A 12949-nucleotide genomic window follows, 5' to 3' on the forward strand; every position below is an offset into this window, starting at 1 on the left:
AAGCTGTGAAGCGCCTAGCCCTTCTGTTTGTGTCCCTGGCCTTGGCCGCCTGTAGCGGCCACACCATCCATCGGTTTGAAGTGAATCTCTTAAGCTTCATCCCTCAAGACCAGCGCCAGGGGGAACTGAATCTCACCACATCCCAAATCCTGCTTCCCGATAACCCCGCAGGACAGCTGGTGGAGGTGCCTGGGGCTGAGGCCCTGGTGGACGGACGCTTGCACCTAGAAACTACCTTGAAGAATACCGGTACCGTACCCAGTACCCTGGACCTCGTGGTCCGCTTGGGCCCTGGGAGCGACACCGACCTTTACGATGGCCAAGGAGGGGATTTTACCGCTATCCAGCAATCCGTCACCCTAAACCCTGGCGAAGAGCAGACCGTCATCCTCTCCCTAGACGTACAACCGGGTACACAGGCTTTTGACCTCATCAAGAGCGGCACGTTCCGCGTCGGTGCCAAACTAAACCTGATCGGGGAGCGGGTGCAGTACACCCTGACCCAGGCTGAAATCAGCCTAAGGCTGAAGTTTTTCAACTTTATTCCAAACCCCTAGCGATCCGCAAAGAGGTAGAGGGCCTGGAGCAAAGCCTCGGGGTAATCCCGGGGCTTCAAACCTTTTTTCTCCAGGCGGAAGCCCGGAGGGTACTGGGTGAGCTCTACCCGGAAAGGCAGTTGCCTCAGGGCCCGGGCATCGTAATCTAAGGGCCAGCGGGGGAAGATCACCTGGAGGTGGGCAAGATCCTCGGCGATGGAGACCACCCCTTTCCGCTCCGCTACTAGGCGGAGCCGGGCCAGGGCCAGGAAGTTCTCCGCCTCTTCGGGAAGGAGGCCATACCGGTCCTTGAGCTCCCTGGCGATGCGGGAAACCTCCGCCAAGCTCCTGGCCTCAGCCAGTTGGCCATAGTAGCGGCTACGGGCCTCGAGGCTCGGCACGTACTCCACGGGAAGCCGGGCGGAAACCCCTAGGTCCAGGGTGACGTGCCTCCGCTCCTCTTTGGCCTCGCCCCTAAGCTTGCGAATGGCCTCCTCCAGAAGCTCCGCGTACACCTCGAGGGATAGCACCCGAATGTGCCCGTGCTGTTCCGAGCCAAGGAGGTTCCCTACCCCTCGTATTTCCATATCCTTCTCCGCCAGGAGATGGCCGCTTCCCAGGTCGGAAAGATCAGCGATGGCGCTAAGGCGCTTTTCCGCCGCCTCGGTGAGCCTGGAAGGATGGAAGAGGTAGGCGTAGGCCTCCTGCTCCCGCCGCCCCACCCGGCCCCGGAGCTGGTACAAGGTGGCCAGGCCCAGACGGTCCGCCCGCTCAATGAGGATGGTGTTGGCCTCGCCCACATCCAGGCCCGATTCAATGATGGTAGTGGCCAACAGGACGTCGTAAGCCCCCTCGGCGAAGAGGAGCATGGTCTCCTCAATCAGCCCTTCGGGCATCTGCCCGTGGACCACCCCGATCCGGGCCTCGGGCACCAGGTTCTCCAGGTACCGCCTTCTCGCCTCAATGGAGGCCACCCGGTCGTACACGTAAAACACCTTGCCTCCCCTTTCCAGTTCCAAGAGGATGGCCTCCCGTACCAAAAGGGGGTCAAAGGGAGCAAGGAAGGTGCGAATGGGCTTCCGGCCTGGGGGTGGGGTCTTGATACTGGATAAGTCCTTCAGGCCCACGAGGGCGGAATAAAGGGTACGGGGGATGGGCGTGGCGGAGAGGTAAAGGGTATCCACTTCGGCCTTCAGCTCCCGGATCCGCTCCTTCTGCGCCACTCCGAAGCGGTGCTCCTCGTCCACAATCAAAAGCCCAAGATCCTTAAAGCGCACGTCGGACTGGAGAAGACGGTGGGTGCCGATGACGATGTCCAGGGTGCCCTTTTCCAAGCCCTCCAGGATGGACTTCTCCTCTTTCTCGGGGGTAAAACGGGAAAGCACCCCGATGCGCACGGGAAGCCCGGCAAACCGCTCCCGGAAGGTCTTGCCATGCTGCTCCGCCAAGAGGGTGGTGGGCACCAAAAAGGCCACCTGGGCCCCGTGCCCCACCACCCGGTGGGCAGCCCGGAGGGCGATCTCCGTCTTGCCGAAGCCCACATCCCCCGAAACCAAGCGGTCCATGGGATGGGGAGCCTCCAGATCCCGCATCACCTCTTCTAAGGCTTGTCCCTGATCCGGGGTGAGCTCGTAGGGGAAACCCTTTTCTATTAAAGGGTCCCACTCCGGCAAGGGGGGGAAGACCCGGCCCGGGGTAGCCTTCCGCTTGGCCTGAAGGATGAGAAGCCGTGCCGCCAACTCCTCCACATCCTTCCTGGCCTTCTCCTTAAGCCTTTGCCACTCCCCTTTGCCTAGGGAGGAAAGCTCCGGCGGATCATCCGTGGTACCGGGATGGCGCTTGAGAAGGGGTAGCTGCTCCACCGGAAGGTAAAGCTTTCCCTCCCCCTTGTAGCGGAGGACCAGGTAGTCCCGCTTAACTCCCAGGACCTCCCGGGTTTCCAAGCCCAGGTACTGGCCCACGCCGTGGTCAGGGTGGATGAGGAAATCCCCAGGGGAAAGAGCCCCGGGGTCGGTAAGCCCCTCCCCCACCCGCAACCTGGCCCGCACCGCTCCGGTGGCAAAGACCAAGGCCTCGGTGAGGAAAACCTCTTCCCCCCACTCCGCCCCCCCCTCAAAGGCTCCCTTGAAAAGGGAAAGCTGGCCTTTGGAACCCGGAAACCGCTCGGGTACCTGGGGATGAAAGAGGGCAAGCCGCCTTTTTAGGTAGTCCAGGGTGCGTTCGTGGGCCACGAAGAGGCTCACCCGCCTCCCTTCCCCAAGCCAACGGGCAAGGTCCTTTTCCAGGGCTTTAAGGCTTCCCCTGTACGGGGGGAGGGGCCTCACCCCCAGGTCCAAGGGAGGAAACTCCACCCCGTTCCCCAAGGCCACCACCTGACGCCCCCTTAACAGGGACCAGATCTCCTTGGGGGCCAGGGCTGGGGTGTCCAGGTACACGGGGCCAGGAAAGTGGAGGAGTTTTCTGGAGGTAAAGGCTTCGGCCTTGCCCGGCTTGGGTAGAAGGATGTGTCGCTTGCGTTCCTCTCCCTCCACCAAAAGCCTCTCTAGCTCTTCTCCGAAGAACTCCAGCCGGACCCCGGAAAGCTCCAGCACTTCCCCCAGCACCCGGTAATCCTCATCCCGGGCATACCCCATGCGCAGGAGGCGGTCCAGTAGCTCCCCTCGAGGATAGCTCCGCCCCACCTCCAGGACCAGGCGCCAGGCCTCGGGGTCCTCGGGGAAGGGGGCTAAGGCTTCCTCGTAGGAGAGGACGAAGAGGGCCCGCTCCTCCCAGGCCTCGAGGCCTGGGTTTAGGTAAACCGGCACGCCAAAGGCCAAAAGATCCCGGTAGCGCCTCACGCGCTCCTCTGGGGCCAGAAGGAGGGCCGGGGGCCTCTCCCGAGCAAAGAGCAAGGCCGCCACCACCTGGGGCAGGGCCAAGCGGTGCCCGTAATACCGTTCCAGGGCGATCTCCATGGGCAAGAAACATCCGCCCCCTCTGACCCGGGAGCCGGAGGGAGCACCCTTGGCCTATTCTATCGAATAAGCATGGATGGCTATGGCCCCGAGACCCACGTTGGCGGCGATGGTGGCTCCGCTGCGCGTGATGCGCCCCTTTTCCAGGCGCAAAGCGCCCTCCAAGCTCTTCTTTAAACCCTCAATCCACTCGCTTTTGGCATCGGTGTGGGCAATGGTGATGCGGGCCGGTTTTCCTTGAAGCTCCTCGAGGACCAAGCGGGCAAGAACCTCGGGCACCGCACCCTCCCTGGCCACCTTGAGAAACCGGATATGCCCCTTCTCTATGCGCAATATAGGGCGGAGGCCCAAAAGGTTACCCACCACCTCGCCGAACCGGGGAAGCCGGCCGTTCCGTGCCAAGTGGGACAAATCCGCCACGCTGAAGTACAGGCTAGAATGCTTAAGCCTCTCCCACTCCCGCACCACAGCCTCCTCCTCCGCCCCCTTCCTCAGCATCTCCACTGCCCTGAGCACCATGGCCCCAAGCCCAGCGGAAACCATACCCGAGTCCACCACCCGGATGCGGGTGGGAGCCACCTTCAAGGCTGCTTCCCGGGCCCTGTCCACGGTTTTGGAGAGTTCCCCGGAAACATGTAGGGAAAGAATGCGGTCATAGACCTGGAGGTAGCGCTCGTAAACCCCGGCAAAGTCCTCCACCCCTGGAGGCTCGGTCACGGGCTCGGCCCCTGCCCGCATGGCTTGGTAGAGAGCATCCGGGGTCAGCTCCTGCCAGTCCTTGTACTTACGCCCCATGAGGTGCACGTAAATGGGCACCAGGCCCACCGCCTCCTCCTCCAAGACCCGCGGGGACAGGTCCGCTGCGGTATCGGTTACCAGACCCAGCTCCACGCTCCCATCTTATACCGGGTCAAAGGATGGGGGGCTATAATGCTAAGAGGGTTTTATTCATGATCCTGGTAACCGGCTTCGAACCCTTTGGCAACCTTACCCACAACCCTTCGGCTGCCCTCATGGAGTTGCTCCCCCAAGAACTAGCTGGACGCCCTCTTCATAAGGCTATCCTTCCGGTAAACGCCGTAACCCTTCCCCAGGTCCTTAAGGACCTTCACGCCCTAAAGCCGCAGGCTGTTTTCACTTGGGCTTGGCGGAGACAAGGCCGCTTATCGCCCTGGAACGCCTCGCAATCAACCTCCTGGATTTTGAGCGTCCTGACAACCGGGGAAACCTTTGGGAGGACGCACCGGTGGTTCCCGGAGGACCCCTGGCCCTCGAGGCCCGTTTTCCCTTAAAAGAGGCGCTTCGTCGCTTGCGGGAAGCAGGGATCCCCGCAAAGCAAAGCCTCTCCGCCGGGAGCTACCTTTGCAACCAGGCCTTTTACCTGTCGCTTTTTCATCTGCCCCCGGAGGTCCCCGTGGCCTTTATCCACCTGCCCCCCGATGAAACCCTAGCCCTGGAACGAGGCGGGGCCTATCTCCCCCTAGCGGAACAGGCCCGGGCGGTCAGGCTCCTTCTACGGCTTCTATGAGGATACTTTTCGTGACCGATGCTAAAACCGTGGGAGGAAGCGAGATCTACCTTAAGGAAATGCTCCCCCGATTGCGCCAGCTGGGCCTCGAGGCCGAAGCGGCCATGCCCTTGGCAGAAAAAACCGCATTCATCCGGGAAGCCCTGGAAGCTATGGGGGTGCCCGTACACGCTTACCGCTCCCTAGAAGAGCTTCCCCAAGACTACGACCGCGTGGTGGCCTCCGCTTGGTATCCGCAAAGCTACAAGCGGTTCTTTGAGAGATTCCCCCGCTTAACCTTGCTGATTCACGACCAGATCGAGATTTTCTACCCTCTAGGCCTTCGATACCTCTACCGCCTAGGCTACCACCTTCTTCAGGTACCCAACCTGGTTCGCAGCGAGGCCGTGATCACCGTTTCCCGGTGGGCAGCACGCTGGTTGCAAGAGGTTCATGGGGTCAAGCAGGTCTACCCCGTACCCAATGGGGTGGACACGGAACGGTTCCGCCCTCCACAGCCCGGGGAGAAGGAAAAGCTCAGGGAACGCTACGGCCTTAAGAGGTTTTCCGTGATCGTACCCGCCCGGATGAGCCCGGAAAAGAACCACCTCACGGTGCTTCTCACCGCTAGGCTTACGCCCGGCGTAGATTTTTTGCTGGTGGGTACGGGAGAGCTGATGGGGGTCTGGCAAAAAACCGCCCGCCTCCTTAACTTAAAGAACGTGCGCTTCCTCGGGCGCCGCACCGACATGCCGGACCTTTACCGGGCTGTGGATGCCATGCTCCTGCCGACCCTGGGAGAGAACCAAAGCCTGGCCACCCTCGAGGCCATGGCCTCCGCCCTACCCACCGTAACCACGCCCATTCCGGCGCAACAGGAACTGATCACCAGCGGGCAAACAGGCCTGCTCGTACCTCCAAAGCCCTCGGCCTTGGCCCAAGCCTTGCGAAATCTACCTTTCCACCTGGGAAAGCAAGCGCGAGATCACGTTCTTGCCCACCACACCTTGGAAAAGAGCGCACATACCCTAGCATGCGTTCTGACAACCACATGATGTTAAAGGTTGCTTTTATAACCGACGCCCCGCGAATAGCTGGCAGCGAGATCTGGCTTTTAGAAACGTTACCAGAACTCCCGCAATATGGCCTTGAGCCTGCTGTCTTCCTTCCAACATCCCCAGGGGGACTTCGCCTTAAAGAACTCTTGGAGGCCAGGGGGATCCCCGCCCATCCATACCCGAACCTCGACGCCATACCTGGCCTCACCCAAAACCACCAGGTTCGCATCCTCCAGGCATGGTATGTGACCACCTATGGCCTCTTAAAGAAGCTCCCTTCCCCCAAGGTGGTGTTCCTGCACGACCAGCTGGAATACCATTATCCATTGGGGATCAAGCGGCTATACCAATTCATCTACGGCGTCAGCAAGGCAGCCAAACTCAAGGACGCAGACGCGGTCTTGGTGGGTACGCGCTGGGCCGCCCATTACTTACGCCGCCACTTCGGCCTGGAAACCCAAGTGGTACCCGTGGGCGTGGACCCCTACCGTTTTCGCCCTCCCTCCCCTGAAGAGCGGCAAGCGTTGCGATCCTTATATCAATTTTCCCGCTTTACCCTTCTCACACCCGCCAGATTCACCCTAGAAAAAAACCATCTGGCTGTCCTCTTAACCGCACGCCTCACGCCAGATGCTGATTTTGTTCTGGTGGGAGAAGGTTCCTGGTCCAAGGGCTTACGCCTCCTGGCCCGAGCCCTGAACTTATCCAACGCAAGGTTCTTGGGAAAGAGGGAGGATATCGCGGAACTCTATCGGGCAGCGGACGCGGTGCTTTTCCCTACCTTGGGGGACAATCCAGGGCTGGTCATTTTAGAAGGCATGGCCTCCGGCATACCCGTTATCACCAGCCCCTTCCCCCCGCAACGGGAAGTCATCTCACTCAAGGAGGGCTTGCTCGTGCCACCCCATCCCAGGAACTTGAGCTGGGCCGTGCGCTGGTTGATGGAAAATCCCCAGGGAGCATGGGAACTGGGCATGAAAGGCCGCCAACGAATACTTTCCGAACGGACTGTGGACGGCGGAGCACGCGCACTGGCAACCGTACTCCACGGCCTATCCAAGGTTCCGTTGTAAAATTGTGGCCGCATGCGCCTCTACCGCGTAGGCCTCTTCACCGATGTCTACTTCCCCAACCCCAACGGGGTCACCACCAGCGTCTACCTCCTCCTTAGGGAGCTTAGGCGCATGGGGCACGAGGCCTGGGTGGTGGCTCCCCACCATCCCGAAGCCCCAGCAAACGAGGAAGGGGTGGTGCGGGTGCCCTCTGTGGCCTACCCCTTTTACGAGGGGCAGCAGATCGCCCTGCCCTCCGCCCGCCATCTGCCCACGGAGTTTGAGATCATCCATACTCATACCCCCTTAACCCTGGGCGTGTGGGGGCTTAGGATTGCGCGCAATAAAGAGCTCCCCCACGTATCCACCTTCCACACCCATTACGAAAAGTACGCCCACTACGTGCCAGGTCTCGCCGTCCTGGACAAGTACACGGGAATCATCCCTAGGCTTGCCAAGGCCTTTTACAACCGGGTGGAGGTGGTCATCGCCCCCACGGAACCCGTAAAGCGGCTGGCAGAGGGCTACGGCATCCAAAGGCCCATACGGGTCATTCCCACGGGTATTGACAACCGTATCCTGGAGGAAGCGCCCCTTCCCTCCCCCTCCCCCTGGCCCGAGGGCAAACGGCGCCTCATCACCGTGGGCCGGCTCGGGAAGGAAAAGTCCTTTGATGTAGTTTTGAAAGCTGTGGCCGAGTTGGCCCGGGAGGAGGATGTTTTCCTGGTGCACATCGGGGAAGGACCGGAGCTAGAACCCTTGAAGCGCCTGGCGGAAACCCTGGGCATTGTGGACCGGGTTCGTTTCTTGGGCACGGTGCCCTACCGGTACATCGGGGGCTACTACCGGATGGCGGAGCTCTTCCTCTTCGCCAGCGAAACGGAAACCCAGGGGCTGGTGATCTGGGAAGCCCAGGCCATGGGGGTTCCGGTGGTGGCCGTGGGAGCAGAAGGGGTGCTGGAGGGGGTAGTGGACGGCCAAACCGGGTACCTGGTGGCTCCAAAGGATTTCCAGGCCCTGGCCGCCAGGGCCTTGGAGCTCCTGAAAGACGAGGATAAGCGCCGGCGCTTCAGCCTTGAGGCCCGGGCCTGGGCCATGGAACGCTCCGCGGAGCGGATCGCCGAAAAAATCGTGGCCGTATACGACGAAGCCAACGAAATCCTGCGGGTGGAACCCCGAAGGCTCATCTTTCCCTTCCCCCGTCTTCCCCGAAGTAGCCTCGAGGATCACCCAGGAGGTTTTTGACCTGCTGGGCCAAAAACCTTCCCCATCCTCCCTTTAACCTTCGGGGCGAGGTTAGGACCAAGGCCTCGGGTACATACCTGACCCTTCCCATCCGCTTGAGCTTCCAGCCCAAAAGTACGTCCTCCCGGGCCTCCACCTCGGGAAACCCTCCCACTTCCAAGGCGGCCTCCCTAAAAAACATCATGTTGGCCCCGGCCAGGTTGGGCTTTCCCAGGAGGGCCATGAGGTTCAGGAAAGCTCGGTAGCCCCACTCGGAAACCAAAGCCGTCCAGGGAGAAACCCCATAGAAGCGCAAGGGACCGTAGAGGGCCACCGCCCCTTCCCCATGCCGGGCTAGGGTCTGAAGCCACGTGGGAAGGGGAATGGAGTCGGCATCGGTCATGGCCACCCACTCCCCACGGGCGGCCAGAAGCCCTGCCTGGCGGGCGTAGGCTACCCCCTTTTGGGGGCAATACACCACCCGCACACCCAATCCCTCCGCCACCTCCCGGGTGCGGTCGGTGGAGGCATTGTCCACCACGATCACCTCAAAAGGCGGCAGAGTTTGCGTCAAAACCGCCTGTAAGGCCTTGGGCAAAAAAGCCTCCTCGTTGTGGGCGGGAATCACCACACTGATGCGCACGGGTATACTTTAGCGTGTTTCGCTATCTGCCATGGGCCAGGGAGGGACTTTTCGTATTCCTGCGCCTGGTCCTAGCTGTAGGCCTCATGGAGGGGGTACGGAGCGGCTTCTTCGCTGGCCTTCTCCCCTTCTACGCCCCCGAGCACCTGGGGCTTGGCCCCGCCACCTTCACCTTGGCCTTCACCTTTCATCAACTCTCTGAGAACCTCTCCAAAACCTTCGGGGGGCTCCTAGCGGAAAGGGTGGGGTTCGGCCGCACGGTCACCCTAGCGGCCCTCATCGGTTTTCTGGTTCTCCTCCTCACCCCCAAGGCCCACGCCGGCTGGCTTCTTTGGGGGCTCGCCATCCTCTGGGGCCTCACCATGTCCACCCTCTACCCCGGGCTCATGACCCTGGCGAGCCGCATCGCCGTGCCCGGGCGGGAGGCACGGGCCCTATCCTTTACCCTGACCCTGGTGATGCCCTGGGTGGGCATCGGCCTGGTGGGGGTGGGGCAGGTGGCCCAGAAAGAACCCGAGGCCGCCCTCACCCTGCTCCTCGCCGCCCAGGGCGTAACCCTCCTCCTCGCCCTAAGCCTCTTCCCCTTCCGCATCCCCATTCCGCAAGAGGCGCGGGAAGCCTATCCCCTTAAGCGGCTTTTGCTTTTCCTGCCCGCAGCCTTTGGTCAGACCTTCGCTCCCGCCTTGGTTTCCCTCTTCATCCTCCGCTACGCTAAAGAGGAGCTGGCCCTCGAGCCCATTGCCCTGGGAGGGCTTCTCCTTTTGGGGGGAGGCCTGGCCTTCGGCCTTTTGCCCTTTACCGGCCGGCAAGTAGACCGGAGGGGCTACCGCTTCGCCCTGGTGAGCGGGCTCCTCCTCTTGGCCTTGGTGATGGTCCGCCTGGCCTTTACCCCTAGCCTGGGCGAACTTGCCCTGCTGGCTGCCTTGGGAGGCCTGGGCTTCAGCCTTTTCCTGCCCGGGTGGAACGGCTTCCTGGCCAGAAACCTGCCCGAGGAAAACCGGGCAGCCATATGGGGCGGGCTGATGACCGTGGAGGGGCTGGGGGTAGCCTTGGGACCTGCGGTGGGAGGTCTTTTATGGGAAACCTTGGGCATAAAGGCACCCTTTCTCGCAGGTAGCGCCACCTTTTTCCTTCTCAGCGTCTTTTACACGGTTCTTTTCTGGAGGATGCGGTGGAACTGATCCTGGGCCTGATCCTCCTACTCTACGGGCTTTCCGATCTCCTCTTTCGCTTTCTGGGCCTCGGAGCTTACGCCCACGCCTCGAGGCGCACCTCCAAGGTGGCCCTGACCTTCGACGACGGCCCCTCGGAGAGGACGGAGGCTCTCTTGGCGCTCCTGCGCCAGCACGGGGTCAAGGCCACCTTCTTCCTGACCGGGGAACGGGCCAAGGCCCGGCCGGACCTGGTGGAGGCCCTAAAGCGCGAAGACCACCAGGTGGAGGACCACGGGGAGTGGCATCAGGCCTGGGGGCTTTTCCTGCCCTGGGTGGAGTGGAAGCACATGCGCAGGAACCCTGGCCGCTACTATAGGCCTCCCCATGGGCTCCACACCCCTTTTACCCGCCTCTTTGCTCGTCTCCTGGGCAAGCGCATCGCCCTATGGGATCTGGAAAGCAAGGACTGGCTGAACCTCCCCCCCGAGGCCTTAGCAGAACGCCTGCTCTACTACTTGCGGCCAGGCTCCATCGTCCTTCTCCACGACGGGCCGGAGCGAACCCTGAGGCTATTGGAACGGGCGCTTCCGGAAATGCTACGCCTGGGGTACAAGCCCGTCACCTTGGACGACCTTGCCCCCTTACCCCTCACCCCAAGGCTCGCCCTTATCCGGGGACTTCAGGGATTTGAGGAACGGTACAACGCCAAGCATCGGGTGGCCCGGGCGGGATACGGTCCCTTCGACCTCTTCCGGGTGGAGAAGAAACCCTTTCCCGGACCCGACCTGCCCGGGCTACCCCGGGGTAGCCTTGCCTTGGAGCTTCATCTGGAAAGCCAGCGGAGCATGGAGCTTTCCCCCCTCGAGGCCATCCGATACGTACGAGAAAGCCTCAAGAAGGTGGCGGAACGGGTAGCCCAAGACCCCGAAGTGCGCTTGGTCTACGGCTACAGCTACCTGGCCCAGGGGGCCAGGCTCTTTGGCTTCCACACCCATCCCCTTCCTCCTTGGCCCCGTCTCGTGGCCACCCTGAGCAGCGCCTGGTTCTTTTGGCTATACCGGGGGGAGTTACCCAAGCCGGACCGCTCCTGGGCCGAGCTGGCCTATCTCAACCGGGAGGAGGTTTTAAGGCGATTCCCACCGTCCACTCCCGCTTACCCACCCCCGGCACCCGGTGAAGGGCAAACCCCGCCTCCTTAAGGGCGCGGCGAAAGGCCCCTTGGGCGGAGTAGGTGGCAAGCCTTCCCCCACGCCGCAAAGCCCGGTGAAGCCCCTTTAGAACAGGCAAGGACCAAGGCCCCGGGTTCACTCGGGGGCTGAAGGGATCCAGGTAAACCGCCGTGGCCCAGTCCTGGGGAGGCGCCAAAGCTTCCACCTCCCCGAAGAAAATGCGAAGCTCCCCCCAAGGTCCCCGGAAGCAGGCAGCGGGCCAGCCCTTAAGGATTTCCGCAAACACCTCCTCCGCCCTGGGAAGGGGCAGGCGCACGTGGGCGAGGGCCTCCGGGGACAGGGGTTCCCGCTCCACGGCCAGGTAACGGAGGTACACCCCCCGGGCCAAGGCGCTTTCTAAGGTCACGCGGAAGTTCACCAAAAGCCCCAGACCCACCTCGAGGACCCTGGGAGCGGGATGGAGATGGGTGAGGGTCTTCTCCAGGTAAAGCCGCCTGGCCTGGAGCAAGGCTCCCTGCCGGGGATGGTAAGCCTCCCCGTAGGCCGGATGGAAGAGGGTGGGGGTTCCGTCCTGGGTGAGGATGGGCTCCACTCCCGTAGAATAGCCTCCATGGAGCTCACCCTTCTGGACAAGCTTTCGGGAACCCTGGCCAACGCCGCCACCGTGACCCTGGGCACAGGACTTGGCCTTCTGCTCCGGGGCCGGCTCCCCGAACGCATGGCCCGCATCATGGTCCAGGGGGTAGGGCTCACCACTCTTTTTATCGGGTTCTCAATGGCCAGCACCCTGGGAAAAGCCAGGGGCGGGGCCATAGACGGGGTGGTCCTGGGGCTCATCGCCCTGGTGCTGGGAGGGCTTCTTGGGGAGTGGTGGCGGATCGAGGAGGCCCTCGAGGGCATCGGAGAGAAGATCAAGCGGGCGGTAAGGGGCGGGGGAAGCTTCACCGAGGGCTTCGTAGCCGCAAGCCTTCTCTTTTGCGTGGGTCCCATGACCCTTCTCGGCTCCATCCAAAACGGCCTCACCGGGGATCCCAGCATCCTTCTCTTAAAGGCCACCCTGGACGGCCTCTCTGCCATCGCCCTCACCAGCTCCTTCGGCATCGGGGTGGGGTTTAGCGTCCTGGTCATCCTCGGCTACCAGGGAGGCATCGCCCTTCTGGCCGGTACCTTAAGCCAGGTCCTCCCCGACCCCGCCGCCGACCCCCGGGTCCTCCTGGTCACGGGGGTGGGGGGGCTCATGGTCCTGGGGGTGGGGATCAACCTCCTGGGCCTCACCAAGGTGCGGGTGGGCTCCTTTCTTCCCGCCCTCCTCCTGGCCCCTTTGGTCTGGGCTTTGGCCAACTGGCTTTCGTAGGGCTTCCCGAGGGTAAAATGCGGGGCATGGAGCTATCCCCGGAGCTTCTGCGCAAGCTGGAAAGCCTTGCCAAAATCCGGCTTTCCCCCGAGGAGGAAACCTTGCTGCTAACGGATCTTAAGCGGATCCTGGAGTTCGTGGACGCCCTTCCCCAGGTGGGGGAAGCCTCGGAGGAGGAAGCCCAAGGCCGCCTCAGGGAGGATGAGCCCCTTCCTTCCCTTTCCCAGGAAGAAGCCCTAAAGGTAGCCCCGGAGGCAGAGGAGGGGTTTTTCCGGGTGCCCAAGGTGCTGGAGTAGCC

At 62.2% G+C, this 12949-nt stretch carries 12 protein-coding genes and 1 pseudogene; 9 read left to right on the forward strand and 4 right to left on the reverse strand.

Annotation, left to right across the window (positions count from 1 at the left end):
- The first annotated feature begins 5 nt into the window (after positions 1 to 5).
- Complete coding sequence (locus EBI04_RS03300; protein ID WP_135256030.1) at positions 6 to 557, forward strand: putative periplasmic lipoprotein; 552 nt, start codon at positions 6 to 8, stop codon at positions 555 to 557.
- Here the strand turns inward: EBI04_RS03300 and mfd are convergent.
- Complete coding sequence (mfd, locus tag EBI04_RS03305) at positions 554 to 3490, reverse strand: transcription-repair coupling factor (protein WP_135256031.1); 2937 nt, start codon at positions 3488 to 3490, stop codon at positions 554 to 556. The two genes, EBI04_RS03300 and mfd, sit on opposite strands and share 4 nt — an antisense overlap.
- Positions 3491 to 3544: 54 nt before the next feature.
- Positions 3545 to 4381, reverse strand: coding sequence for a DegV family protein (locus tag EBI04_RS03310; protein ID WP_135256032.1), 837 nt, complete (start codon positions 4379 to 4381; stop codon positions 3545 to 3547).
- 59 nt (positions 4382 to 4440) lie between these two features.
- On the opposite strand from EBI04_RS03310, the pseudogene EBI04_RS03315 reads away from it, so the two are divergent.
- The 4 genes and pseudogenes from EBI04_RS03315 to EBI04_RS03330 all read left to right on the forward strand — a co-directional run bounded on the left by EBI04_RS03315 (position 4441) and on the right by EBI04_RS03330 (position 8352).
- A pseudogene (locus EBI04_RS03315) lies at positions 4441 to 5018 on the forward strand (pyroglutamyl-peptidase I).
- Positions 5015 to 6052, forward strand: a complete 1038-nt coding sequence (locus EBI04_RS03320; RefSeq protein WP_135256033.1) for a glycosyltransferase family 4 protein — start codon at positions 5015 to 5017, stop codon at positions 6050 to 6052. Before EBI04_RS03315 ends, EBI04_RS03320 begins: the two are co-directional and overlap by 4 nt.
- The gene (locus tag EBI04_RS03325) at positions 6031 to 7128 is read left to right on the forward strand and encodes a glycosyltransferase family 4 protein (RefSeq protein WP_240695364.1); all 1098 of its coding nucleotides are present in this window, start codon (positions 6031 to 6033) and stop codon (positions 7126 to 7128) included. The genes EBI04_RS03320 and EBI04_RS03325 overlap by 22 nt, the downstream gene beginning before the upstream one ends.
- 12 nt (positions 7129 to 7140) lie before the next feature.
- The gene (locus EBI04_RS03330; protein ID WP_135256034.1) at positions 7141 to 8352 is read left to right on the forward strand and encodes a glycosyltransferase family 4 protein; all 1212 of its coding nucleotides are present in this window, start codon (positions 7141 to 7143) and stop codon (positions 8350 to 8352) included.
- Here EBI04_RS03330 and EBI04_RS03335 read toward each other — a convergent pair.
- The gene (locus EBI04_RS03335; protein WP_135256035.1) at positions 8291 to 8974 is read right to left on the reverse strand and encodes a glycosyltransferase family 2 protein; all 684 of its coding nucleotides are present in this window, start codon (positions 8972 to 8974) and stop codon (positions 8291 to 8293) included. The two genes, EBI04_RS03330 and EBI04_RS03335, sit on opposite strands and share 62 nt — an antisense overlap.
- Positions 8975 to 8988: 14 nt before the next feature.
- Between EBI04_RS03335 and EBI04_RS03340 the strand changes: the two genes are divergently transcribed.
- Together EBI04_RS03340 and EBI04_RS03345 are read left to right on the forward strand one after the other, a co-directional pair.
- Complete coding sequence (locus tag EBI04_RS03340; protein ID WP_135256036.1) at positions 8989 to 10155, forward strand: MFS transporter; 1167 nt, start codon at positions 8989 to 8991, stop codon at positions 10153 to 10155.
- The gene (locus tag EBI04_RS03345; protein WP_135256037.1) at positions 10146 to 11327 is read left to right on the forward strand and encodes a polysaccharide deacetylase family protein; all 1182 of its coding nucleotides are present in this window, start codon (positions 10146 to 10148) and stop codon (positions 11325 to 11327) included. Before EBI04_RS03340 ends, EBI04_RS03345 begins: the two co-directional genes overlap by 10 nt.
- Here EBI04_RS03345 and mnmC2 read toward each other — a convergent pair.
- Positions 11236 to 11889: a tRNA (5-methylaminomethyl-2-thiouridine)(34)-methyltransferase MnmC2 gene (mnmC2, locus tag EBI04_RS03350; protein WP_135256038.1), complete on the reverse strand. Its 654-nt coding sequence runs from the start codon at positions 11887 to 11889 to the stop codon at positions 11236 to 11238. The genes EBI04_RS03345 and mnmC2 overlap by 92 nt on opposite strands.
- Before the next feature lie 18 nt (positions 11890 to 11907).
- Here mnmC2 and EBI04_RS03355 point away from each other — a divergent pair, with 18 nt between their 5' ends.
- Positions 11908 to 12651, forward strand: a complete 744-nt coding sequence (locus EBI04_RS03355) for a DUF554 domain-containing protein (protein ID WP_135256039.1) — start codon at positions 11908 to 11910, stop codon at positions 12649 to 12651.
- 26 nt (positions 12652 to 12677) lie between these two features.
- On the forward strand, positions 12678 to 12947 hold the full coding sequence (gene gatC / locus EBI04_RS03360; RefSeq protein ID WP_206202063.1) for an Asp-tRNA(Asn)/Glu-tRNA(Gln) amidotransferase subunit GatC: 270 nt from the start codon (positions 12678 to 12680) through the stop codon (positions 12945 to 12947).
- The last annotated feature ends 2 nt before the right edge of the window (positions 12948 to 12949 follow it).

Origin of the sequence: Thermus caldilimi (assembly GCF_004684245.1) — a bacterium.
Lineage (GTDB): Bacteria > Deinococcota > Deinococci > Deinococcales > Thermaceae > Thermus > Thermus caldilimi.

Excerpts from the sequence above, each read along its gene's own strand:
- mfd (WP_135256031.1), bottom strand. The coding sequence starts at position 3,490 with ATGGAGATCGCCCTGGAACGGTATTACGGGCACCGCTTGGCCCTGCCC.
- EBI04_RS03320 (WP_135256033.1), top strand. The coding sequence starts at position 5,015 with ATGAGGATACTTTTCGTGACCGATGCTAAAACCGTGGGAGGAAGCGAG.
- EBI04_RS03325 (WP_240695364.1), top strand. The coding sequence starts at position 6,031 with ATGCGTTCTGACAACCACATGATGTTAAAGGTTGCTTTTATAACCGAC.
- EBI04_RS03330 (WP_135256034.1), top strand. The coding sequence starts at position 7,141 with ATGCGCCTCTACCGCGTAGGCCTCTTCACCGATGTCTACTTCCCCAAC.
- EBI04_RS03355 (WP_135256039.1), top strand. The coding sequence starts at position 11,908 with ATGGAGCTCACCCTTCTGGACAAGCTTTCGGGAACCCTGGCCAACGCC.
- gatC (WP_206202063.1), top strand. The coding sequence starts at position 12,678 with ATGGAGCTATCCCCGGAGCTTCTGCGCAAGCTGGAAAGCCTTGCCAAA.